At 52.2% G+C, this 22,846-nt stretch carries 21 protein-coding genes; 4 read left to right on the top strand and 17 right to left on the bottom strand.

Annotated features, from left to right (window positions below; all coding sequences use genetic code 11):
* Nucleotides 1–80: 80 nt before the first annotated feature.
* Nucleotides 81–992, bottom strand: a complete 912-nt coding sequence (locus tag NST44_RS18970) for an NADP-dependent oxidoreductase (RefSeq protein ID WP_340900385.1) — start codon at nt 990–992, stop codon at nt 81–83.
* Nucleotides 993–1,064: 72 nt separating this feature from the next.
* Nucleotides 1,065–2,456 (bottom strand): MFS transporter, encoded by a 1,392-nt coding sequence (locus NST44_RS18965; protein ID WP_340900384.1) that lies wholly within the window; start codon nt 2,454–2,456, stop codon nt 1,065–1,067.
* Between the two features lie 145 nt (nt 2,457–2,601).
* Here NST44_RS18965 and NST44_RS18960 point away from each other — a divergent pair, with 145 nt between their 5' ends.
* Nucleotides 2,602–3,489 (top strand): LysR substrate-binding domain-containing protein, encoded by an 888-nt coding sequence (locus tag NST44_RS18960; protein WP_144865957.1) that lies wholly within the window; start codon nt 2,602–2,604, stop codon nt 3,487–3,489.
* A gap of 306 nt (nt 3,490–3,795) precedes the next feature.
* Nucleotides 3,796–4,995, top strand: coding sequence for an MFS transporter (locus NST44_RS18955; protein WP_340900383.1), 1,200 nt, complete (start codon nt 3,796–3,798; stop codon nt 4,993–4,995).
* A 73-nt stretch (nt 4,996–5,068) separates the two neighbouring features.
* Here NST44_RS18955 and cysI read toward each other — a convergent pair whose 3' ends face one another.
* Together cysI and NST44_RS18945 are read right to left on the bottom strand one after the other, a co-directional pair.
* Nucleotides 5,069–6,790 carry an assimilatory sulfite reductase (NADPH) hemoprotein subunit gene (gene cysI, locus NST44_RS18950; RefSeq protein ID WP_144865963.1) on the bottom strand — a complete coding sequence of 574 codons (1,722 nt, stop codon included), beginning with the start codon at nt 6,788–6,790 and terminating at the stop codon, nt 5,069–5,071.
* Nucleotides 6,791–6,833: 43 nt separating this feature from the next.
* Nucleotides 6,834–8,672 carry an assimilatory sulfite reductase (NADPH) flavoprotein subunit gene (locus NST44_RS18945; RefSeq protein ID WP_007130142.1) on the bottom strand — a complete coding sequence of 613 codons (1,839 nt, stop codon included), beginning with the start codon at nt 8,670–8,672 and terminating at the stop codon, nt 6,834–6,836.
* Nucleotides 8,673–8,977: 305 nt separating this feature from the next.
* Between NST44_RS18945 and cdaS the strand changes: the two genes are divergently transcribed.
* Nucleotides 8,978–9,601 carry a sporulation-specific diadenylate cyclase CdaS gene (gene cdaS / locus NST44_RS18940; protein WP_007130143.1) on the top strand — a complete coding sequence of 208 codons (624 nt, stop codon included), beginning with the start codon at nt 8,978–8,980 and terminating at the stop codon, nt 9,599–9,601.
* Nucleotides 9,602–9,703: 102 nt separating this feature from the next.
* Here the strand turns inward: cdaS and bshB2 are convergent, their stop codons facing one another.
* The 8 genes from bshB2 to NST44_RS18900 form a co-directional block, all read right to left on the bottom strand.
* On the bottom strand, nt 9,704–10,360 hold the full coding sequence (gene bshB2, locus NST44_RS18935; protein WP_007130144.1) for a bacillithiol biosynthesis deacetylase BshB2: 657 nt from the start codon (nt 10,358–10,360) through the stop codon (nt 9,704–9,706).
* Between the two features lie 22 nt (nt 10,361–10,382).
* A complete protein-coding gene (locus NST44_RS18930; protein WP_007130145.1) occupies nt 10,383–10,727 on the bottom strand; it encodes a YojF family protein in 345 nt (114 codons plus the stop codon).
* A gap of 307 nt (nt 10,728–11,034) precedes the next feature.
* Nucleotides 11,035–11,829 (bottom strand): helix-turn-helix transcriptional regulator, encoded by a 795-nt coding sequence (locus NST44_RS18925; RefSeq protein ID WP_007130146.1) that lies wholly within the window; start codon nt 11,827–11,829, stop codon nt 11,035–11,037.
* 257 nt (nt 11,830–12,086) lie between these two features.
* Complete coding sequence (locus tag NST44_RS18920) at nt 12,087–13,175, bottom strand: Gfo/Idh/MocA family protein (protein ID WP_007130147.1); 1,089 nt, start codon at nt 13,173–13,175, stop codon at nt 12,087–12,089.
* 14 nt (nt 13,176–13,189) lie between these two features.
* Nucleotides 13,190–14,140, bottom strand: coding sequence for an AraC family transcriptional regulator (locus NST44_RS18915; protein WP_007130148.1), 951 nt, complete (start codon nt 14,138–14,140; stop codon nt 13,190–13,192).
* A 27-nt stretch (nt 14,141–14,167) separates the two neighbouring features.
* On the bottom strand, nt 14,168–15,169 hold the full coding sequence (locus NST44_RS18910; RefSeq protein WP_040738678.1) for a Gfo/Idh/MocA family protein: 1,002 nt from the start codon (nt 15,167–15,169) through the stop codon (nt 14,168–14,170).
* Nucleotides 15,170–15,324: 155 nt separating this feature from the next.
* Complete coding sequence (locus tag NST44_RS18905; RefSeq protein ID WP_007130150.1) at nt 15,325–15,849, bottom strand: YfiT family bacillithiol transferase; 525 nt, start codon at nt 15,847–15,849, stop codon at nt 15,325–15,327.
* Between the two features lie 261 nt (nt 15,850–16,110).
* A complete protein-coding gene (locus NST44_RS18900) occupies nt 16,111–17,091 on the bottom strand; it encodes an aldo/keto reductase (RefSeq protein ID WP_007130151.1) in 981 nt (326 codons plus the stop codon).
* 113 nt (nt 17,092–17,204) lie between these two features.
* On the opposite strand from NST44_RS18900, the gene pdxR reads away from it, so the two are divergent.
* Nucleotides 17,205–18,626, top strand: coding sequence for a MocR-like pyridoxine biosynthesis transcription factor PdxR (pdxR, locus tag NST44_RS18895; protein ID WP_007130152.1), 1,422 nt, complete (start codon nt 17,205–17,207; stop codon nt 18,624–18,626).
* A gap of 139 nt (nt 18,627–18,765) precedes the next feature.
* Here pdxR and NST44_RS18890 read toward each other — a convergent pair whose 3' ends face one another.
* The 5 genes from NST44_RS18890 to NST44_RS18870 form a co-directional block, all read right to left on the bottom strand.
* Nucleotides 18,766–19,674 carry a hypothetical protein gene (locus NST44_RS18890; RefSeq protein ID WP_007130153.1) on the bottom strand — a complete coding sequence of 303 codons (909 nt, stop codon included), beginning with the start codon at nt 19,672–19,674 and terminating at the stop codon, nt 18,766–18,768.
* Complete coding sequence (locus NST44_RS18885) at nt 19,671–20,036, bottom strand: glyoxalase superfamily protein (RefSeq protein ID WP_007130154.1); 366 nt, start codon at nt 20,034–20,036, stop codon at nt 19,671–19,673. The genes NST44_RS18890 and NST44_RS18885 overlap by 4 nt, the downstream gene beginning before the upstream one ends.
* A gap of 332 nt (nt 20,037–20,368) precedes the next feature.
* Nucleotides 20,369–21,025, bottom strand: a complete 657-nt coding sequence (locus NST44_RS18880) for a DedA family protein (protein WP_007130155.1) — start codon at nt 21,023–21,025, stop codon at nt 20,369–20,371.
* A 19-nt stretch (nt 21,026–21,044) separates the two neighbouring features.
* Entirely contained in the window at nt 21,045–22,286 is a 1,242-nt protein-coding gene (locus tag NST44_RS18875) for an MGDG synthase family glycosyltransferase (protein ID WP_007130156.1), read from the bottom strand.
* Between the two features lie 22 nt (nt 22,287–22,308).
* Entirely contained in the window at nt 22,309–22,845 is a 537-nt protein-coding gene (locus NST44_RS18870) for a phosphatase PAP2 family protein (protein ID WP_007130157.1), read from the bottom strand.
* Between the last annotated feature and the right edge of the window lies 1 nt (nt 22,846).

Here is a 22,846-nt window from a genome sequence, read left to right as displayed (position 1 = left end):
TCAGTTCCGGCAGTGACTGGCTTAAGACATGAAAAAGCCGCGATCATCGCGGCTTCCATTCGTAAAAGTCTCAGCTTGGCTTATAAAGTTAATACCACTTTTCCTCGTCCGTGGCCGGTCTCTACCAGGCGATGCGCCTCCTGCGCCAATGCTAGCGGATAGGTTTGTCGGAGATGGATCCGAACGGCCCCTTCCTCATACAGATCGGTCAGCTCTTGGAGCCTGGCTGCGCTTCGCATGCCTTCCAGCGCAGGTACGCCAAGCTCGTCGGCGGTCTCGCTCGCTACCATCGTTCGTATCCGTTTCTTGTCCGGAACAAGCTCTACCGAAGCCCTAAGCGCCTCGGCTCCTGCGGCATCAAGTGCAGCATCTACGCCCTGGGGTGCAATCGCGCGTACCCGTTCCACAAGTCCTTCCCCGTAATGGACGGGGATGACGCCGAGTGAACGCAAATAGTCATGGTTTGCTTCGCTAGCCGTACCGATGACGACCTTGGCCCCCCAGCGCTTAGCCAGCTGGCAGGCCCATGTGCCGAATCCCCCTGCCGCGCCATGGATGATCACGGTATCGCCATGCCCGATGCAGATCGCCTTCAGGGCCATATGCGCTCCTTGGCCGTTGCCGGATAAACCTCCTGCAATATCCCACGGCATATACGGCGGCTTCGTTACGATTTGGTCCGCACTGACTACGATATACTCCGCATAGCTGTTGAATAGGGAGAAGCCTAGCACCTCCATACCGGCCTCGAACCCCTCAACCCCCTCGCCTACCTGATCAATGACCCCGGCAAACTCATTCCCCGGAATGATGGGCAGCGGTTTATTACGGACATAGGATATCGTTCCTTCCCGTACACGGCAATCAAAGGGCATCACGCCGGCAGCTTTCACCCGAACTCGCACGGTGCCGGGACCTGCGGAGGGGTTCTCCATTTCCATCAGGGTTAAGACTTCCGAAGGACCGAAAGTGGATACAGCCATGGCTTTCATATACAACCTCTCCTTTATACGAAATTAATTTTGACAGATATAACTTCCTTCGCCCTTTCCGCACCTGGACTTTCACCCTGTTGAGGAAGCATCGTGAAGCTTCTTCGACCGCCGTATGAACGCTGCTGCATAGATCATGACGACCGCCATCATCAGCATGGCCAGCAGCAAATAAATGTTGCTGAAGGTATTGGCTTCAGCGCTTTTCTCTCCAATCAAAGGGTTCCAGGCGGAACCGATCCCTTGGTCCACCATTCTTCCGTACAGGCTGGCAAAAACAGCTCCTGAAACAAAATTCAGCATCGACATCAACCCCAGGCCAACACCGCTTTGATCCTTCGGAAGGGCCAGCGATATGGTTTTGGTAAGCGAAATCGCCATAAACGCCTGGCCTACAGTGCCAAAGATTAGGAATAAGGCGATGAGAATCTGCGCACCCATTGAAAAAGAAGACATCATCAAGAAGCAGATCATGTATAGCGTCGAGGCTAAGAAGAAAAGAAAGCTGTTGCCCTTGTGATCCGCCGCTCGCCCTCCCGACTTGCTTAAGAGCGCTGCGAGGACAGCAGCGGGTACCAGCACCCAACCGGACCTGCCGTCTCCCATCCCATGCAATTCGAACAGCAGGGTCGGTGTCAGAAATGATAGCGAGTAGCCGATGCCGGTTGTCATAAAGACAATACCCAGGCCCAGCGCATAACGCCTATTCGAAAAAAGCCGGGGACTGATAAAAGGTTCTTCAGAACTCGTTATTCTCAGGAGCAGAGCCGACATAAGCAAAACGAAGCCAATGAATGTCCATGGTGCCACCGACGTTACGAACAGCAGCAGCATGGCAATCGTCCCGGCAAGCAATCCTCCTCCAAGCCAATCCATCCTTACCTTGCGGCCTTGCTGATCATCCTGTAAATATTTGTAGTAAAGCGGCAATAACAGCAGGGTCAGCACAGGCAGCAGGAACAATAGCCGCCAATGCACAACGCTCGACAGCAGGGCTGCCAACGCCGGGCCTGCGGCGCTGCCGACAGCGCCGCCCGTCATCGTAATCCCCAGGGCTCTCCCCCTCGTGGATGACGGAACATAACGAACAGGGATTATTCCTGATACAGCAGGGATTACAGCCGCGCCTGCGGCTTGCAGCATCCGTCCGGCAATGACCATGCCATAGGATAACGACAGCATCCCGACAAGCGAGCCCGCCGCAAAGGTAATGAATCCAAACGTAATCAGGGATTTTAACCGACAAGCATCTGCGAGTTTGCCGTACACTACGCTGCCGACCGCAAACACCAGCAAATACGTGGTGCTCACCCAACTGACCTCTGACATGCTTAGCTTGAATTCATGCCGAATCTCTGGAAGCACAATGTTGAACATCGTTGCATTCATAACCGTAACGGCAAGGGTGAGGGCCACTAAGACCATGAGGCGGTCCGTGGGTGACTTAATTGACCGTTTCTCCATGCATAACACTCCTGACTTAAATGGAATCCCCGATAAATAGAGGAATGACCTTCTGTTTCACTTGTATTTTATATGGCTTCTGGAATAAACTGAAATATATATCCTAACATGTTGATCATATACTTCAGTATATAGGGGGATGAAGATGGAGCTGCTCCAGCTGCGTTATTTTCAGACAGTAGCCAAAATGGAACATATGACGAGGGCCTCACAGGAGCTGCACATCGCTCAGCCTGCTCTTAGCAAGACGATTGCAAGGCTAGAAGCCGATGTCGGCGTCCCTCTTTTTGATCGCTACGGCGGACGGATTCGGTTAAATGCATTTGGTAAATTATATTTGGACAAGGTGGATCGCGCGCTGCGGCTGCTTGAGGAAGGTCAGAAGGAAGTAATGGAGCTGGCCGGTCTCGAGCATGGAAGCATCCACTTGGCAACCTCTACGCTCGACCTGCTGTCCGATCCGCTCAGCCGATTTATTGGACGATATCCCGACGTGAACTTCAAGATCTCCCAGGTCAGTCCGGATGAAATGATCCAACTGGTGGAAGACGGGCGGGCCGATATGTGCTTTACTGCAATAGCCCTGGAGCAGCCCTTTTTGTCCCAGGTTACCGTGCTGAGCGAAGACATCTATTTAGCGGTACCGGCGGGGCACCGGCTGGCGGGTCAAACGAGTGTCCGGTTGTACGAGCTGGGCGGAGAATCGTTTATTGGATATAAAGAAGATTTTATTTTTCAAAAGATGTATGACGAGTACTTTCGTGAAGCGGGAATCCGTCCAAAGTATGTATGCAGGGTGGATGAGCCGCCGGCGGTTGCCAGCCTGGTTCGAGCGGGGATCGGGGTTGCATTGTACGGATGCAAAAGCGCTCAGGACGGTAAGCTTACGCTGATTCCGATCACGGAACCGAAATGCAGGCGCGATTACCGGCTGGTCTGGCATAGCAAACAATATCTGTCTCTGGCTGCCCGCACATTTCGCGAGTTCTTGATGGATTATTTCAAGGATCCCGCTGGAATCACAGCCCTATAAACAAGCACAAAACAAAGAGCCACCCCTATCATCAAGGGAGTGGCTCTTATTTCGTCTATCTGTACGTTTAGGCGTGAAGCTGCAGGCCGTCCAGTACCTCCTGCACATAGCCTGCACGAACGATAATATCGCCGAAGTATACGCCTATTCCTCTGCAGCATCATAAACACGGAAAAATAAAAGCTTGTATTTTTATAGACACTTTATTATTATGTCTATGTATTAAACATCGTTCTGCGCATTCGTTTGTTTGATTACGTTATTTAGCTTGATTCATTCGATAGCCTAGAAAGGAGCCCTATTTCCGTGTCTAACAATCCCTACGTCCGCGTCATTTTGCTGTCGCGGGTGTTTCTCAACCTGGGCATTTGGGTCCGTAACTTTGCGATTTTGCTGTACGTTACGGATTTGACCCAAAATGACCCGCTGTACGTCTCGCTGATATCCGTTGCGGAATATGCGCCGATCTTCCTCTTTGCAATCATCGGAGGAACGTATGCCGACCGCTGGCAGCCCAAACGAACGATGCTGGGGGCTGATATGCTGTCCGCCCTTTCCGTATTTCTCGTATTGGCCGCCGTTCACCTCGGATCATGGCAGGCTTTGCTCGGACTAACCTTCTTCTCAGCGGTCGTCTCCCAATTCTCGCAGCCTTCCACGATGAAGCTGTTTAAACGTCATGTGCCGGAGGAGCAGCTTCAATCGTTGATGGCGATGTTTCAATCGTTGGTGGCTTTCTTTATGGTCATCGGCCCGATCGCCGGAGCTTTCGTCTACCAGCGGTACGGCATCGAAATATCGCTGGTCGTTACGGGCGTGTTATTCAGCGGATCCGCACTGTTCCTATCCCGTCTGCCAAGAGACGAGAAGAATGCCCGGCCATCTCATAAGCCTGATTTTAAACGAGAGTTGACGGAAGGGTTTCAGTATGTCTGGAAACGGCCCGCCTTGCGCTCTCTTGGCGCTACGTTTACCGTCGCCGGGCTGGCGGCAGGCCTGATCCAGCCCTTATTGCTGTTCGTCACGATCGAGAATCTGGGGAAGGACAAAGCGTTTCTTCAATGGCTGCTGACGGCGAACGGTGCGGCTATGCTCGTTGGCGGTGGATTCGTCATGTGGTTGGCGAAGAAGGTTTCCCCTCAAACTCTACTGGCCGCTGGACTTGCCGTCAGCGCCATCGGAACAATCGGTATCGGCTTTTCTACCCATATCCCGCTAACGCTGCTGCTTCAAGCCGTGAACGGTTTTTTCTACCCTTGCATCCACATCGGCATCAATACGCTGATCCTGAAAAATACCGACAGCTCCTTTATCGGCCGGGTAGGCGGCATTCTCACCCCGATGTTCATGGGCATGATGGTCATCGGCATGTCGCTGGGCGGCATGTTGAAAGGCGTCTCCTCCTTGGTTACCGTCTACTCGATCAGCTCCATCCTGTTCCTTGTTGGCGTCCTCTTCCTCCTTCCGTTATTGAAACGAAGCGCGGTTTCCAAAGGAAGCGTTTGATCCCTATCCGAAATAATTCAAGAGCCTCACCCTGGACAGAAGGGTGAGGCTCTTGGTATTTTTCGCGAACCGATTATGCGTGGAACTGCCGGCCGTCCAGTACCTCCTGCACATAGCCTGCCCGAATGACAAAATCACCGAAATGCTCGCCGTCGTGCCGGTCTTGGGCATAGTGGGCGATGATCGGACGAAGGGTATCCAAAATTTCCGCTTCTCCGATGTTCTCCTTGTACAGCTTGTTCAGTCGATGACCGGAAAAGCCTCCACCCAGGTACATATTGTATTTGCCCGGCGCTTTGCCGATAAATGCAATCTCCGCAAGCATCGGCCGTGCGCAGCCGTTCGGGCAACCGGTCATCCGAATGACGATATCCTCTTCGCTCAGTCCGTGCTCCGCAAGCATCGGTTCGATTTTATCCAGCAGCGAAGGCAGGTAGCGTTCGGACTCCGCCATTGCCAGACCGCAGGTCGGCAGCGCCACGCAGGCCATGGAATTGCGGCGAAGCGCAGAGCCGTGTTTGCCGTCCGTCAATCCATAGGTTTGGATGAGTTCCTCGATCTTTTTCTTCTTATGGCTGCTGACATTGGCAATGATCAGATTCTGGTTCGCCGTGAGGCGGAAATCGCCGTTATGAATATTCGCAATTTCCCGCAGACCCGTCATCAGCAAATAATCCGGTTCGTCCTTCACCCGGCCGTTCTGGATAAAGAGGGTATAGTGCCATCGTCCATTGCTGCCTTTTACCCAGCCGTAGCGGTCACCGTTATGGTCAAAATGGAAAGGACGCGCCTCCTCCAGCTCCCAGCCCAGCCGGCTGCTCAGCTCGCCAACGAACCAGCCGATTCCGCGGTCATCGATCGTATACTTGAATCTGGCATGCTTTCGCACGGCCCGATCGCCGTAATCACGCTGAATCGTAACCGTCTTCTCCGCAACATCGATGACCTGCTCCGGCTTACAGAAGCCGATCAGCTTCCCTACCTGCGGATAAGTGAGCGGATCCCCGTGCGTCATCCCCATGCCGCCGCCTACCGTTACATTGAAGCCCTGGAGCTTCCCGTCTTCCACAATCGCGATCAAGCCAAGATCCTGCGAGAACACGTCGACGTCGTTGGAAGGCGGAACCGCGATGCCAATCTTGAATTTACGCGGCAAATAGACTTTGCCATAGATCGGCTCCTGCTCTTCATCCTCACGGCTGTCGACAACCTTTTCCCCATCGAGCCAAATTTCGTGATATGCCCGTGTGCGGGGATCCAGATGATTGCTGATCTTGCGTGCCCATTCGTAGACCTCCGAATGAACCTCGGATTGGTACGGATTCGGATTCAGCATGACGTTCCGGTTCACGTCACCGCATGCGGCCAGCGTGCTCAGCATCGCTGCGTTCACTTCCTGGATCGTGCTTTTCATATTCCACTTAAGCACGCCGTGAAGCTGGAACGATTGACGGGTAGTCAACCGGATCGTCCCGTTGGCATACTTCTGGGCGACGCGATCCATCATCAGCCATTGCTCCGGCGTCACCACGCCTCCGGCGGCTCTAACGCGAAGCATGAATTGATAGGCTGGCTCGAGCTTTTGCTTATGCCGCTCATTCCGCAGATCCCGATCATCCTGCATGTAGCTGCCGTGGAACTTCATGAGCCGGTTATCATCCTCCGGGATGGAGCCCGTGATGCGGTCTTGAAGCGTCTCGACCAGACTGCCTCGCAGATAGTTGCTTCGGCGCTTAATATCTTCTACATCGCTATGCGGTGCACTATTCGGTGATAACAAATGATTATCAGACATGTCCCTGCTCTCCTCTCGCGATCACGGGATATCGCTTCCTAAATTAATAGACATCCCGCTGATAACGTTTCTGTTGCTGCATAAGGGTAAGGTATTCCGATGCCTCTTCCGGACTAAGGCCGCCTTCCTGCTCCAGTATGGTGCCCAGCGCGGCATGCACGTCATGAGCCATCTTCTTCTCATCTCCGCATACATAGACGCAGGCTCCCTCTTGCAGCCACTGATATAACTCTTTGCTGTTCTCCAGCATGCGGTGCTGTACATAAACCTTCTGCTCCGTATCACGGGAAAAGGCCACGTCCATCCGCGTCAGTACCCCTTCCTTCAGCCAGCGCTGCCACTCGATCTGGTACAGAAAGTCCGTTGCGAAATGCTGATCCCCATAGAACAACCATGATTTCCCTGAGGCGCCGGTCTCCTCGCGTTCCCCGAGGAATGCCCGGAATGGAGCAACTCCCGTACCCGGTCCGATCATAATAATCGGCGTGTCCGGATTCGCCGGCAGCTTGAAATTCGGGTTGTGCTGAATGTACACCGACAGTGCATCGCCGGCCTGAAGCCGCTCGGCCAATTGAACGGAGCAAACGCCGTAACGGTTCCGGCCATGTGCCTCATAACGGACCGTTCGTACCGTAATGTGAACCTCGTCCGGATATGCCTTCGGACTGCTTGCAATCGAATACAGGCGTGCTGGAATCTTACGCAGGACCCCTACCAAATCACGGGCTGGCACTTCCCGCAATCCGTAATCCTGAACCAAATCCAGCAGGTCGCGCTCTTGAATGTAATTGCGCAGCTCCTGTTCGTGGCCTGGCTCGAGCAGGCCCTTCAGCCCTTCATGGCCCGTCAGCTTCGCCACTTGTTCAATCAAAGGCTTTGTCAGCACGGTAATCTCATAATGACGCAGCAGCGCATCGCGAAGCTTGCGCACCTCGCCGTTCTTGTTGATCACAACCTCTTCGTCCGCATTCCATCCCATCGCCGTAATCAGCTCATCTACCAGCAGCGGATGATTTTCCGGGTAAATCCCGAGGCTGTCCCCCGGTTCATACTGGAGATTGGAACCTTCGAGGGATATTTCGATATGGCGGGTCTCCCTCTCTGAACCCCGGCCGTTCAAGTTCATGTTTTCCAGCACTTCGGCCTGAAACGGATTGCTTCTCGAATATTCCGATTCCGTACTCTCGCTCAGAGCTACCGCAGCAGCTTCACCCGAAGCAGCCGAAAGCCCGCCGGACTGATTCAAGGATCGAAGAACTTGAGTCATCCACTCGGATGCCGGCTCATCAAAATCTACGTCGCAATCCACTCTCGGCGCCAGCCGTTGTCCTCCCAATTCTTCGAGCCGCTTGTCGAAATCCTTTCCGGTCTGACAGAAAAACTCATACGAGGTATCTCCCAGCGCCAGCACGGAATACTGCAAACCGTCCAATTGCGGAGCACGCTTGCTGTGGAGGAATTCGTAGAAAGGGATCGCGTTATCCGGCGGTTCTCCCTCACCGTGCGTGCTCACGAGAATGAGGAGATGCTGCAGCTTTTTCAGCGTGTTCGGTTTGAAGTCGCTCATGGATGACAGCGTGACCTTCATCCCTGTTTCCTCGAGCTTCTTGGTGAGCTTCTTCGCCAATCCATGACAGTTGCCGGTCTGAGAGCCGAATAATACGGTGATTTCCTTCGGTGCAGCCGCCGCGGGAGCTGCGCTGACCGAAACCGTCGCTTGCGTAGCAGCAGCAGGGATAGCCAAGGCAGCTGCCGTACTTTGGAGAGCTGTAATATAGCCGCTGAGCCAGGTTCTCTGTGCTTCCGTCAATGTCGGCAGCAAACGGTTCAACAGATCAACCTGCTCTTGGTTGAAAGGGCTGTTCGTTACTTGAAGTTCCAACAATATCCACCTCGCAAAAGCATCCGATTTTAATTCCCAGTAATACGATACAATTAATTTTATTACTCCTCTGAACCTATCATAGCTAGGGGAAACGGTCAATTCGAATGTTCTTATAGCAGTTATCAGATCTGCTGATAAATCGATAAGTTCGGGATATGATGCTCTCAAAGTTGACTATTTGGACGTGTTGGGCGGTATTTGCGGGGAGTGGCTTTTACAAGGAGAGGTGTTTGCGTACAGCAGCCATAAGAATATACGGATAGGGGAATAGTAAAGATACCTAAGGATAAGGAGGGAAATTCATGGGATCAAGCACGGAACATTGCAATTTTGCCCCGCTGAAGCACAAGCTTGAGGAGCAGCTCGTCGAGATCGAACAGCAGATCCGGCAGATCATCGAGAAGCTGGATCAGGATCAAACCTGCCTGCTCAATGATCTGGATCTCGTCAGATCCAAATTCCTGGAGGCTGAAGCTCTTTCCTCCACCTATTATTTGAACTGTTTCCTCTATCCTTTTACGAAAAAATACAAAGAAATTGCGACCTCGATCTATCATTTAAGCCAGAAGAAGATGGGCGCGCTGATCGTGATTCAACGAGAAGATGTGCTGGAGCCTTTTATCACCCCAGGAATTCCGTTGTCTGCCGAAATCACGAGCCCGCTGCTCGAGTCCATCTTCATTCAAGGCAGCCCGCTTCATGACGGGGCCGTCCTTGTTCGGCAGGATATGATTCTCTCGGCAGCCAATGTATTGCCGCTAACTGGCCGTACCTACGGAGAACGGAAGCTGGGCACCCGGCATCGGGCGGCCATCGGTTTGACTGAATTGTGCGACGCCCTCGTGCTGGTCGTCTCGGAGGAAACCGGCAAAACCTCTTTTTGCATGCAGGGAACGTTGTATCCATTGTCGATTCCTATCCCCTAATCATGAACCTAGTTTCCGCAAACGCAAAAAACCGCCCTTTGACGGAATGGAAGCGAAGAGCGACCATTTCTCAAAGGAACGGTTTCGATCACCAATACTTGCTTAAGCGAATGTATATGTCCAGAAGCGCTCGGTCCCGAAGCGCTGCTCGATTTCCTTCGTCTTCAGCTGCTTCTTGCCAAGCAGCTCCGCTGCCTGGAACTGCGAGCGATGAGCCTGGATCGAGTTCATCTTCTGCACAATAAACATGGATACGTCATGAATAACGTCCGGCTTGCCGAGCTCCTCCTCACAATTCTTGGAGAATGCCAGACAGTGTACGGCCGGTCTCTCTTCCGCCGGCATCCGCTGAATGGTACGTGTTACGGCTGCGCCGGTTGCATCATGGTCCGGGTGTACGCTGTAACCGGGATAGAACGTGAAGACAAGCGAAGGCTTGATTTCCTCTAGCAAGGATGCAATCACTCCATCCAGCTTATCTTGATCCTCGAACTCGATCGTTTTATCATGGAAGCCCATCAGCCGCAAATCCTGGATACCGATGGCCTTGCAGGATTCCTCCAGCTCGGCTTTACGAATGCTCGGCAATGTAATGCGGTTGGCGAACGGCGGAATGCCCATATTGCGGCCCATCTCCCCGAGTGTCAGACAAGCGTAGGTCACATGCGCGCCTTCAACGATATATTTAGCCAGCGTCCCGGATAAGCCGAACGCTTCATCATCCGGATGCGGCAGGATTACCAGTATGTTTTGCCCCATTCTCCTCAACTCCTCTCTGTATTTAAAAAGGCTCCCGACTAAGCTGCAGTGCGACGACCAGCTTCCCTTGACTGTCATGGCCGGCCATGATCAGCCGCTCCGTATCGGATTGCTCGAAATGCGTAAGCCCTTCGGTGTAAACCCAGCCATGGCTCATCTTCAATCCGACCCGGTAAGGGCCGTTCCCCGATATAGAGCCGTGCTCGTACCGGATCAGTGCATTCGTGATGAAATTCGCTGCAGGATGCTTCGAGCTGTCATAATGAGCCGCATAAGCACCTGTCGTCATTTCAAGATGAATATATAAATCCTGATTCTTCAATGTATCGATCATTCGCTGTACTTCAGCCGGATTTATGAGTTCCATAGTTCCCTCCTGTATTCAATAGATCGTCTCAAATCTCGTAAGGCGTATGGTCCATTCTACCATATTCCTGCACGGGGGCGAAACAAGCAAGCTGTGATACAGTCACTGCGGTCGCGCTTAAACTCAGGCATATTGGCTTTCCGCTCTTGCAATGCCTGATGCCCCTCATTTAAGTATCATGATTCGCGGCGTGATTGTCAACGAACCACCGTTCAGCGATACTGCTCTTAGCGGTGATGACGCCCTTCAATCATGGAGAATAGATAATGGGTACAATCATTTCAAATAGCAAATCCTCCTTAACAGCCTACCGGATGGCCAGAGGCACCTTCTTCAAGAAATGGTCCATGAGCAGCGGCAGCGAGATCAGAATCGGCGGATCATCCAATCTAGGAACGTGCAAGGTTACTTCTAACGGCGGAACCTTGGTATAAGGTGTCACGACAATCGGCTCCCTGGAACGGGTGCGCAGCGTTGTAGATTGGGTAAGAAGAACGTCCACAGGTTGCATGCCCCATGGAACGGAGGTTGCCATCAAGTAATACGTTCCGGGTTTAACATCCGTGAATCTGAAGGGACCCAGCGATGGCAGGAGCGTGCCGTACAGCGGAAGGCCTTCGGGTATGGGCTTTGCGAATAATCCGATCAGAATAACACCCTGAAACGGGGCATGAGCATGTACCGTGCCTTCAATGGTTGCGTTGGGATTTAACACAGGCATCGATTGCCGCCAGTTGCTCAGCTTTTGAAGCGCTAACAAACGCTCGTTCACCTCATCCCTGGAATTGCGAAAATTCGACGGAGATACCCCTACCCTTTCGGTAAAGCGGGTTGTAAAGGTGCCCAGGCTTTGTTGTCCGATCTCAAGCGCGATATCCCGGATGCTCAGATGTGTATGCAGCAGCAAATCCTTGGCCTTCTCAAGTCGGAGTGAGGATACATAATACAAAGGAGGAAGTCCGATGCGCTCCTTGAAGATCCGGGAGAAGTGATATGGGCTGTATCCAATGTAGTTGGCTAATAATGACAATGGTAACGGCTCGTAAATGTTCTTATGTATGTATGCGATGACTTCATCTATCTCGGCGTAACGCTCATTCATGAACGGCTGCACCTTCCTATTGATCAAGTTATGGGATATACAAAATGGTTCTTTCAATTACCCAACAGAACAATCGTTCGCATATGCTGAATGATACCATATTCATGCATATAATGGAAGAACTCCGTCAGATATTTCTTGTCCATATGAAGTGCCGAAAACCATGACGAAATGATCATTTACGAGATGTATGACCCGATTCACCCAAAGCCCAATGCAACAAAAAAGCCGCGCCTATGGCGCGGCTTTCACTCATTCTAATCCAAATCCGGAATCTGGATTTCCACTTCTTTTTTGCTCTGGGAGGAGCGCAGAATCCCGTCCAGAATCGCCTGGTTGCGCAGAACCTGCTCCCCTGGAATCGGTGCGGGACCGCCTTCGCGGACCGCCCGGACGAAATCCTTGATTTTCTCCTCAAACACGTTAATCTGGTGGTTGATCAGCGGAATCGGACTTTCCGTATGATGCCCCTGGATGTCATGGAATACCGAGATCGAGCCTACTCTTCCGTCCCATACGCCGCTCCAAGGTCCCGTACCGGCCGGCGTAATCTTCATCCCCGCATCGGTTCCAAGGAACATAGTAGCGCCCAGCGTATCCATATGCATCGCCCAGGATGTCTTGAAGTTCAGGACTAGGTCCCCTTCGAAGCGCACCATAGCAACCCCGAAATCCTCGACGTCAAACGATCCGGCCTCCGCATGGTATTTCGGATTCGTGCCGAAATGATTGGATGTATACGCCGATACGGTCAGCGGCTTCGGATATCCCATGGCATTCAATGCCATATCCAACGAGTAGCAGCCGATATCGGCCATCGCTCCCGCACCCGCAATTTCCTGGCGGATAAACGTGCCGCCCGGCATGCCGCGCCGGCGTCCGCCGCCCGTCTCCACATAGTAAACCTTGCCAAGCTCCCCGTTCTGGATCAGATCCCGGATGATCCCCATATTCGGGTCATACCGCGGCTGGAAGCCAACGTTCAGCATATTGCCCGTCCGCTTCGAGGTCTGTACCATCTCAATGGCTTCATCTAGCGTAACGGACATCGGCTTCTCCAGCATGACATGTTTACCAGCGGTAAGCGCGTCGATCGTCGTGCGGTAATGCGCGACATTCGGTGTGCAGATGCTCACGCCGTCAAGCTCCAGATCCAGAAGTCTGCGGTGATCATCGAAACCGATCGCGCCTTGCAGCCCCCATCGCTCGATGAACTGATCCGCTCTGCCCGGCAGAATGTCCGCCACGGCTACAATCTGGACATCTTCAATTTGTTTATAATATTTGGCATGCTCTCCGGCGATCCCGCCGCTTCCGATGATGCCGATTCGAATGGTTTTCCCCATGTCTGATGTTCCCCCTACGATTTCACTTTCATCGTTCTATAAGTTGAAGGCGTGAAGCCATAACGTTTGCGGAAGACCGTATGCAGATAGCTTCCGCTGGAGAATCCTTCGTGCAATGCAATTTTGTCGATCGACCAATCCGTATCGAGCAGCCTCCTGCACACGGACTCAAGCCGGACATCCTCAAGGATTTCACTGAAGGAGCGCCCGTCCGCCTGATCCTTGAATATTCGCTGCAGCTGCCTTGAACTGATATGCAGCTTCTCCGCAACATCATCCAGCACAACCTCGCCCGCCGAATTGGCATAAATATATTCCATGGCCAGCTGATAGCGGTACGCCTTCATGTCTCTTGACGGCAGCTCCGCCTCCGTCGGTTTCGAGGCATAAGCTCTTACCGTTCGGATCAGAATCTGAATAATGCAGTGCTTGATGGTCGTATAAAGCCCTGGATATTTCTCCTGGGAGGCTTGATACGCCTCCAGAAAATACGGCATGGCCCGATGGATATCCATCGTCGGCTTCAGCGGCAGCTCCTTCAGCTTCTCCATGCAGTCTTCCGCTTCAGCGATCTCCCACGGATCCGCAGCCGGCAGCGACCGATTCTCCTTATGCAATTCCTGCTCATCCACTTGCGTAATATCCACGTGAAGACAAAGCTCATCCATCGGCTCCACCGGGTCCGCTTCCTGATAATGCAGCACGTTTGGCCCTGTTAGATAGAACATTCCTTCTCGGAGCGAATAGGGCGTTTCTTCCATGATCACGGTTCCTTTACCGCGAGGAATGAAATGGAATTCAAATTCGGCGTGCTTGTGGAAGGAAACGATCTTCCCCGGCGGGAACGTCGTCAGATGAAAACGCAGAACCCGGATTTCATACCGGCCCCAATAAATTTTCAAATCCAGCCGCTCCAAGGCATCCTGTCGTTCCTTCATGCTTTCATATGGAAAATGGGTGCTCATTGCAGGAAACTCACCTTACCCTTACGCTTACGCCTGCAGTTCATCCAATCGGACGGCGCGGCGTTCCTTCGCAGCGCGGTTGGAAGCCTCCATCAGCTTGGTCAGTTCTACGGCGTATTCGATGTTCTCGTCAGCATTTGTGCCGGTCTTAATATGTGTAACCCACTGTTCAAAAGCACTTTCGCGATTCGCAGGTACCGGAAGCTCTACCCAGCCTTCGCTATACTCCTCCTTCTTCGAGGAACGAATGAGCAATTTGCTATCCGGTGTGCCATACAGAATCGTACCGTCCGTACCATGAATTTCAATGGTGAATGGCGAGTAATTGTTCACGAATCCGGCCTCTACGATGCCCACGGCGCCCGATTCGGTCGACAAAGTGGCCACCGCATTATCTTCGACTTCCTTGCCCGTTACGTAACCGAAATTCGCCTGCACATCGACCGGCGCTTCACCAAGGAACAGCCGCGTCAAATACATCGGGTGGCAACCCAGATCAATCAGCGCACCGCCATGGCATTCGGACAGACTGAAGAAATGCTCGGGCAGCCAGCCTGCGGTCGCGCCGTTATGCGACAAACGCACCCGTACCAGCGTCACCTTACCAAGCAAGCCCTCCTCAAGAATTTTTCGGATCGCAAGCGTATAGCCATCGTTTAGTCTTGGCAGCGATACGGTCAGCTTCACGCCATGCTCCTTCACTGCCTCTAGAATTTCATTCACTTCGTGAAGCGTTGACGCAATGACCTTTTCCGTAAAAATATGCTTGCCGGCCTTCGCCGCCTTCACCATAACGTCACGGTGCATGGATGTCGGTGCATCCACAATAACGCCATCGATATCTTCGCGTGCCAGCATTTCATCCAATGATTCATAGAACGGAACGCCCTGCTGCTCTGCGGCTTTGCGGCCGCGTTCCGGATTTTCGTCCCAGACCGCAGCAATTTCCGTGCCCGGATGCTCCTGGGCTTGTTTCGTATAGTCCCAAGCGTGAACATGCCAATAACTGATTTTTCCGATTCTGATCATGATCGTCACCCCAGTATTAAATATTAAGACATCATGCACTAAATCTATCACAGGAAAATCCGGATTTACAGTGTAATATTACGACAATCAAGTTAGATATCACGACATGCATGAATAAAAAACTCCGTCTCAAACGGAGCCATCCGGGAATTTCCTTATATGGCTAATCGCTCGCGCAGGGATGTAATGTGGGCCGTATGATGCTTCCCGTGCCATGCATACATGCCGGTTGCATAATCCAGGCTCATGGTTTTTTGGGATTCGGGATGATAGAAGGTTCGATCGAAATCGCTCGGGTTCATGGCGTTTAGCACAGCCGTCCAGCGGGCATGCAGTCCTTCGATTAATGAAAGGGATACTTGAACATTGACAAGGGTCGCGTCCTGCATCATCGCCCACTTCTGCTCATCGTAGGGCTTAATCGTCGGATTGTCCTCCGTCAGCGCCAGCTTAAAACGGATGTAACTGTTCATATGACTATCGGCAAGATGGTGCACAACCTGTCTGATGGACCAGCCACCTTCGCGATATGGAAGGCCTAGCTGATCCTCGCTTAAACCTTGCACGGCGGCCGAGAGCATTGAAGGCAGCTTCTCAATATCGCTTATCCAACTCTCCCGCTGCTCTGCTGTAGCGGTTCCTTCCCAAGCAAAAGGCCCGATCGGGTATCTCAAGTCCATGGTCTCTCACTCCTGTTCAATATTTAATGTTGCATGGTTGCTCTTTCAGTCGAGGCACATGTGGATTGCCTAGTTGTACGAGATATCGTACAACTCTGATCGAAGTCTACCGTTTTACAAATTCGTTCATATCGTTTCAATCTCCTCCCATCAAAAAATGGAACGAAACGAAATCAAAGAACGCTGCCTTTGGACCCAACCGCATCGCTTTAAATGTAAAGCCCCTGGTACCAGAACCAGGGGCTTTTCCGAAATATCGAATTACATGGAGCGGAGAATATCGTCGATTTCCTTCATTTGCGATTCAGACAGTGGCCCTTGTCCGATCGCGCCTGTCAAATCTTCCACCTGGCTAGTCGTCTTGAATCCCGGGATCGGTATGGCCGCCGGGCTGCGCCCCCAAATCCAAGCAAGCGCCCCTTGGACCAAGGTGCGGCCTCCGCTCGTTAAAATTTCCCTTATGGCCTCCAGCTTGGACAGGAAGGACGGTACCGCCTTCCCTTCATGGAAATAAGTCACCCACTCATGACCGCTTCCTCTTACATCTGAGATCGGAAGCTTGGAGTCAGCCGTAAACTTTCCGCTTAACAGCCCCATGGCCAGCGGCGAGTTATTGATGCTCGCAAGCCCGTAGCGTTCACAAACCGAGATCATCTCCGGGTCGTCCCTTAGCACGTTCAACGGATGCTGAATAGCAGCGGCCACGGATTGCCGAGCGAAACCCTCCGCTTGCGCGGCATCCCAGGTGCTCCAGCCGTAGCTGCGGATCAAGCCCTCTTGCTGCAGCCCATTCAACGTATCGGTGACCGATTCCAATTCCTCTGTGCTCAAAGAGCCGACGTGTATCTGGTAAAGATCAATATAATCGGTCCCGAGCCGTCTCAGGGACCGCTGGCATGCATCCCGAACGTATGCAGGGGAGACGTCGTGTCTTGAATACACTTCTTTGGTTGCCTCGTTGTTGGTGAAACCAAACTTTGTAGCGAGGACGGCCTCCTGACGCCTTCCCTTCACGGCACGCCCCAGCACTTCCTCACTATGTCCCGTGCCGTAAGCGTCCGCTGTATCAAAGAAGGTTACCCCTCTTTCCATCGCCGCGTGAATAGCCTTTATCGATTCTTGATCATCGACCTGCCCCCATCCATCCGGAAGACCATCCAGCGTAAAATGTCCCCCGATCGCCCAGCAGCCTAAACCGAGCGGGCTTACGGGAATGCCCGATCTGCCTAAAGTGTGATTCATGCACATTTTCCTCCCTTTTCGGATTGGTATGGCTTCATTATAATAAGGAAAATGGTTGATCATTAGATCCAATTCGGATGTATTTGGAGGAACCAATAAGGAGCTGAATCACAATGTACGGCATCTATATCGACCGAAACTCCTCCCTACCCGTAACCCGGCAGCTATGTCATCAACTGCGTGAAAGGATCGAATCCGGCCAGCTGGCCGCCGGCACTAGACTGCTCCCGACCCGGGTAATGGCCAAGGAGTGGGGAATTGCACGCAATGTCGTGATTGAGGTGTATGAGCAGCTGACCGCCGAAGGCTATTTAGACTGCCGCGTCGGTTCTGGCACTTACGTCGCCGGCGGAATTATGCCGAATGCGGCAGCCCGGGTACATCAAGTCCCGGCGAAGATGGAACCCGCCATAACATCGCCAGCATCTCCTGATCGGACCATCATCGATTTTGCAACCGGCATCCCCGATCTAGCACGGTTCCCCGGAAAGAGTTGGGCCAAATATTTAAAGGAAGCGGCGGGATCGAGCCCTCATGATTATAATTACGGCGATGTAAAAGGAAGCCCGTCCCTTCGCCTTGCCCTGCGTGACTACCTATTCCGTTCCAAAGGCATCAGCTGCTCTGCGGATCAGTTGTTTATCGTTTCCGGCGCCTCCGAAGGATTCCTTCTATTGGCCAAAGCCTTATCCGCTCAGTTCAATTCCATATACATAGAGGATCCGACCATCGATATTACTCGCGATATTTTTCGCATGATGAATTATTCACTGGTTCCGGTTCAAGTGGACTCCAACGGCATGCAGGTTGATGCGATACGAACGTTCCTGCCCGGACATTTACTGCTGCTGACACCGTCACATCAATTCCCTTCCGGCAGTCTGATGCCGATTCAGCGGAGGCATCAAGCCATTCGCATGGTGGAGGAGGCGGATGCCTATGTGATCGAGGACGACTATGACAGTGAATTTCGGCTCAAAGGCATTCCGGTTCCTCCGTTGCAAACACTCTCGCCTTCCAGGGTGATCTATGTCGGCACCTTCAGTAAGACCTTGTCTCCGAGCCTTCGCATCGGATTTCTGATCGTGCCCCCGAGTTTGATCGATACCATTACCATGACGAAGGACAGGCTCAATCTGCATACCCCTGCCGTGATTCAGAAAGCGCTGGCTGCATTCATACAGGACGGCCAGCTGGAACGCCATATCCATACCGTGAAGAAGGTGTACAAAAAGCGGCGAAACTTGCTGACGGAACGGCTCGCACAGATCTTCGGAGACCGGATCTCCATAACGGGGGATGAAGCCGGCATGCATCTTCAGGTCCTGTTTCATCATGAAAGGCATATTGAGCTGCCATGGAACGATACGAGCGCTTTCGGCTTCCGGGTGGAACGCTCTGATGATTACAGGATAGCGGATCGAAACCCTGAGGGTGGCATCGTGCTTGGATACGACAACCTGACTTCGGAGCAGATTACGAAAGGAGTATGCCGAATACACAGGTTCGTCTCAACTTTTGATGACTCTATGTAAATTTAAAATCGCCATATCTATCATTTGAACGCAGCTCAAGAATCGCCCCACTCAAAAAAACGGTTCGCTTGCCGATTAAGCAAACGAGCCGTTTCTCCATCAAGTTCCCGGACATCTATCTTACATTCTTTTATCCGCGCTACTGAACCGTTTCTATCCGTTTAAAGTTTCGCAGCGTTCGCAAGGCGTTCAGCGTCAGGATTCCCTTCCACTCTTCCTTCGCCAACGGCCACACCTCATCGTATTGGTACCACGTCCAATTCGGCTCCCACGCCCCGTCCTCCCCTTGCGTCTCCACAAGCAAATCCAGTTCTAAGGGCAGCATATTTTTATACTTCTTATAATAAGGCGAATTAGGGGAATCCATGATGCTGAGCGCTGTCGCACCGTATCCTTCGCGTTCCGCGGTATCGCTGCTGATACAGTTGTCCAGATAACGTTCTAACAGCTCCTGAATTTCAAGGGCTTGCTCCTCCGGCAGTCGCTCCTTGAAACGCAAATAGCAGAATAACTCATGCATCTCCGTCAGATCGCAGGCTTCCCGCAAATAATCCAATGCATAGCGGATGACCGAATCCAGCGGACCAAACGGGCACAACGCCCGATAGTCCATGAAATAAGCAGCGATATCTGCATTCGGGTTGCCCCAATGGTCAGCAAAAGCCCCGTACTTCCACCAAATGGCCCTCGGCGATTGCTCGGCCTCTTTCGGGATGATATCCCACCCGAACCGTTCCGGAATATACGTACGTTCAAGATAACCCAGCGTCCGGATAACCATTTCTTCGCCCTCGCCAGTACCATCCAGCCGAAGCAGCTCCAGCGCCCGGGTTGTGGCAAGCGCAGATGATTCTTTGCAGCGAAGATCGGGCTCAAGCCCATGACCAAATCCGCCGTCATCATTTTGATACCGGCTGAGCTCTTCAAGCACTTCGGAAAAGCTCCCGCCTTCGAATTCATATCGATATAGGGCGGCTTCAAGCGCTCTGGCTTGAGTCAGCATGTACTGTTTCGCCCGGTCCGTTTGCTCGTGTGACAGCAGCTTCATGACGGTTCCAACTCCTCATAAAAAGTGATTCTATTGCCGAAGGGGTCGGTTACGCACACCTCTTTGCTGTTCCAAGGTGCCGTCTCAACGGCAGGTCGTGCATATGGATAGTTCTTCGAGTGGAGCTCCGCGTGATATTGCTCGATCTCCGTCATTTCAATGCGAACAGCCGACCCGGGCGTACAGTCCCCATGATGCTCGGTCAAGTGAATGGAAACCTCTCCCTTGGTTACCTGCATGTACAGCGGAGCTCCATCTTCAAAACGATGCTCCCAATCAATCTGAAAGCCAAGATAATGAACATAAAATTCCTTGGCCTTGTCCACATCAAATATTCGAAATAATGGAATAATGCCCAGCATGGGATGGTCCCTCCTAATTCTAATAATCGTTATTATGCTTATTTGCTCCATTCGTCCGATCTCAAGCTCAACTAAGCGGTTTTAATCGCATCCGCCCAATTCGCATCGGGGTTGAGATATCGAAATCACTTCAATTCTCATAACGGCCCCCTTCTAACTTCCGTTCACCAAAACTACTGAAAAAACCCAGCTCAAGAAGATCCTTTCTTTCAGCTGGGTTTGTATTTCATGGATGTATACCTTCGATTATACAATGGGGAAGGTCGCTATGGAATCCTTGTTTAGTTCATCCGCATTATCTGCAAGGGAGACCGAATGAAGTAAACAGTACCCTATTCCCCAATTTTGCGAACCTGCTTGATTTTTTCACCTTCGGCAAGCTTTTGCGCCCGCGCGCGCTTTACACGACTCCATACCAGCAGAATCAACAACGAACACCCTAGGCAGATGAAGATGACCTTCAAATAGTGTTCAACCAGGTTCAGAATAACCTGCCACTGCTCCCCGAAGATAAAGCCGATACTGAAAAAGCCGATGACCCACGAAGCAATGCCCAAGTAACCGTACAGGCAGACCGTCCGGAACGGGACACGGATCATCCCGATAAAGTACCCGATAAATTGCCTGACGCCGGGAATGAAAAAGCTAATGAGCAATAGCTTATTGCCGTATTTGTCGTAGTAGGCCTGCGTCTTCTCTACCAGGGACGGCTTCAGAAACAACCACTTCCCGTATCGCTCGATGAGCGGCATGCCCAGCTTGTAGCCCAGCACATACGTAATGGTTAGGCCGATGGCTGCGCCGCAGAAGGCAAACAGGAGTGCCGGAGCAAAGCTAATGACTTCCTTGTACGCCAGGAAGCCGGTATACGTCAGTGTGCTGTTACCCGGAGGAATCGGAAGCGCAATAAAATCAAGGGGCAGCCCGATCAGAAGCACCATATATCCATATTGTTCAAATAATCGTTCAACGACTTCGAATAAATTCATCGGTCTGCTCCTTCATCTTTTAACGAAAGCTGTCTGCGTATTGCCCCTCGTAATCTTGCAGGTAGGCTTCTCTAGACATTAATCCATAAGCACGGGGATCGAGCTCATGCAGCCAGTTCCGCTGTGCGGAATGGCTTTGCAATACCGTCATTAATGCTGATAACACGGAAAGCGCGGAATCTTTATGACCGTATCGCGCAGCGCTGCGTTTCATCTCTGCCAGAATGGACGCATGATGCAGCATGTGGAGAAGCCGGTCCTCAAGCTCTCCCTCGTCCGCCTGCTGGGCAACCCCGATCCCGACCAAATAATCCGCATTATCCTGTTCTTGACCCGGAACCGGCTTGAAGAGCAGCATCGGCAATTCCATCGTTAGCGCTTCGGATATCGTGAGTCCGCCCGGCTTTGTTATCATGAGATCGGCAATGGCCATTAATTCGTGCATTCGGTTTACATACCCCATGACCATAACCTGCTGGTGATCCGCAAATTCTTCCTGCAGCGATTGATACAGCTTATCATTGCGTCCGCATACGACGATAAACCGGACATGCTCGGGATATGCCCGCGATTGAAGCAGCTTCACGATCTCGCTGTCGATCATACCTTCGCCGCCTCCCATCATGAGGACGACTTGCTCAGACGGGCTCAGCCGGTAGCTCTCGCGAACCCGATCACGATTCACCGGCTGCGTATACAGCGGATGGACCGGTATGCCCGTGACCGATATTTTCTCGCCGGCTATTCCTTTACGCTGCAAGGCCTCCTTGACCTTACCCGATCCCACCATATAGTGATCGGTATGCTCATGAATCCAGTAGCTGTGATCCGTATGATCGGTAATCACCGTGACGACAGGTACATCGGTGAGGCCCATCGATTTCAGCAGCGACATGCCTGCAGCCGCAGGCGGAAACGTGCTGATCACAACGGACGGTTTCTGATCTTCTAGCAAACTGCCCAGCTTTTGCAGGCTGAACGTGCTCAAACGCTTTAGGAGCTGGATGAGGGTGTTTTCCTCCCTCGTCTTTTGAAACAAATAACCGTACAACGAAGGAAAGTGCTTTACCCATTGAATAAAAAAGTATTGGCCTGCCACATGCAAACGTGGATGCGTCAGCTCCATATAATCAATGACTTTAACGCTTAGATGCGGGGAGTTTCTCTTGGCTGACTCCACAATGGCCCTGGCTGCCTGGTTATGGCCTTCGCCCAGACTGCCGGTTAATATTAAAATTTGGTGCTCATTCATGGATTTCATCGATACGACTCCTTATCAGACGTTAAGATATTCCTACAGCATTCATTAGGTACACGACCAGCCAGCCGGTTCCGAATCCAATAGCGCCGCCCGCCAAGCAATCCGTCGGGTAATGATACCCCCAATAAATTCTGGAAAGTCCGACCAATGCGGCCAGAGCAAGCAACAAACAGGTGTACAGCGGGGACACGAGAAACAATACCGGTGTTATGACCGCAAAAATAGCTGAGGTATGTCCCGATGGAAACGAATAGTCCTTGAGCGGGAAGTTCCCGACCTTCACTTGCTCCAAAGCCCGGAACGGCCGGTTTCTCCGCACTCCTTTTTTGATCAATACGACAATAATGTGACTGACGAGCAGTGCGATTGCGCTTTGGTACGCCGATACATCCCACGCCTCGTAAGCAAACCAGGCGATCAGCAGTGCGCTGGCGATGGTCGAAATGGCACCGCCCAGATGTGTGATTCCGCCGAACAACCGGTCAAATATCCGGCTGCTGATCGATTGGTTGCACCATACGAACAATTGATGATCCCATCGTTGAACGCGTTCCAGCATA

Origin of the sequence: Paenibacillus sp. FSL W8-0919 (assembly GCF_038003785.1) — a bacterium.
Classification (GTDB): Bacteria; Bacillota; Bacilli; order Paenibacillales; family Paenibacillaceae; genus Paenibacillus_AQ; species Paenibacillus_AQ lactis.
This window is presented reverse-complemented; position numbering and strand designations above follow the sequence as displayed.

Coding starts and splice junctions, on each gene's coding strand:
- NST44_RS18925 (WP_007130146.1), bottom strand. CDS start 11,829: ATGAATGAGCGTTACGCCGAGATAGATGAAGTCATCGCATACATACAT.
- NST44_RS18890 (WP_007130153.1), bottom strand. CDS start 19,674: ATGAAGCTGCTGTCACACGAGCAAACGGACCGGGCGAAACAGTACATG.
- NST44_RS18900 (WP_007130151.1), bottom strand. CDS start 17,091: ATGAATCACACTTTAGGCAGATCGGGCATTCCCGTAAGCCCGCTCGGT.
- NST44_RS18870 (WP_007130157.1), bottom strand. CDS start 22,845: ATGCTGGAACGCGTTCAACGATGGGATCATCAATTGTTCGTATGGTGC.
- cysI (WP_144865963.1), bottom strand. CDS start 6,790: ATGTCTGATAATCATTTGTTATCACCGAATAGTGCACCGCATAGCGAT.
- NST44_RS18880 (WP_007130155.1), bottom strand. CDS start 21,025: ATGAATTTATTCGAAGTCGTTGAACGATTATTTGAACAATATGGATAT.
- NST44_RS18920 (WP_007130147.1), bottom strand. CDS start 13,175: ATGGGGAAAACCATTCGAATCGGCATCATCGGAAGCGGCGGGATCGCC.
- bshB2 (WP_007130144.1), bottom strand. CDS start 10,360: ATGGGGCAAAACATACTGGTAATCCTGCCGCATCCGGATGATGAAGCG.
- NST44_RS18910 (WP_040738678.1), bottom strand. CDS start 15,169: ATGATCAGAATCGGAAAAATCAGTTATTGGCATGTTCACGCTTGGGAC.
- NST44_RS18960 (WP_144865957.1), top strand. CDS start 2,602: ATGGAGCTGCTCCAGCTGCGTTATTTTCAGACAGTAGCCAAAATGGAA.
- NST44_RS18930 (WP_007130145.1), bottom strand. CDS start 10,727: ATGGAACTCATAAATCCGGCTGAAGTACAGCGAATGATCGATACATTG.
- NST44_RS18885 (WP_007130154.1), bottom strand. CDS start 20,036: ATGCTGGGCATTATTCCATTATTTCGAATATTTGATGTGGACAAGGCC.
- NST44_RS18875 (WP_007130156.1), bottom strand. CDS start 22,286: ATGAAATCCATGAATGAGCACCAAATTTTAATATTAACCGGCAGTCTG.
- pdxR (WP_007130152.1), top strand. CDS start 17,205: ATGTACGGCATCTATATCGACCGAAACTCCTCCCTACCCGTAACCCGG.
- cdaS (WP_007130143.1), top strand. CDS start 8,978: ATGGGATCAAGCACGGAACATTGCAATTTTGCCCCGCTGAAGCACAAG.
- NST44_RS18970 (WP_340900385.1), bottom strand. CDS start 992: ATGAAAGCCATGGCTGTATCCACTTTCGGTCCTTCGGAAGTCTTAACC.
- NST44_RS18905 (WP_007130150.1), bottom strand. CDS start 15,849: ATGGACTTGAGATACCCGATCGGGCCTTTTGCTTGGGAAGGAACCGCT.
- NST44_RS18965 (WP_340900384.1), bottom strand. CDS start 2,456: ATGGAGAAACGGTCAATTAAGTCACCCACGGACCGCCTCATGGTCTTA.
- NST44_RS18915 (WP_007130148.1), bottom strand. CDS start 14,140: ATGAGCACCCATTTTCCATATGAAAGCATGAAGGAACGACAGGATGCC.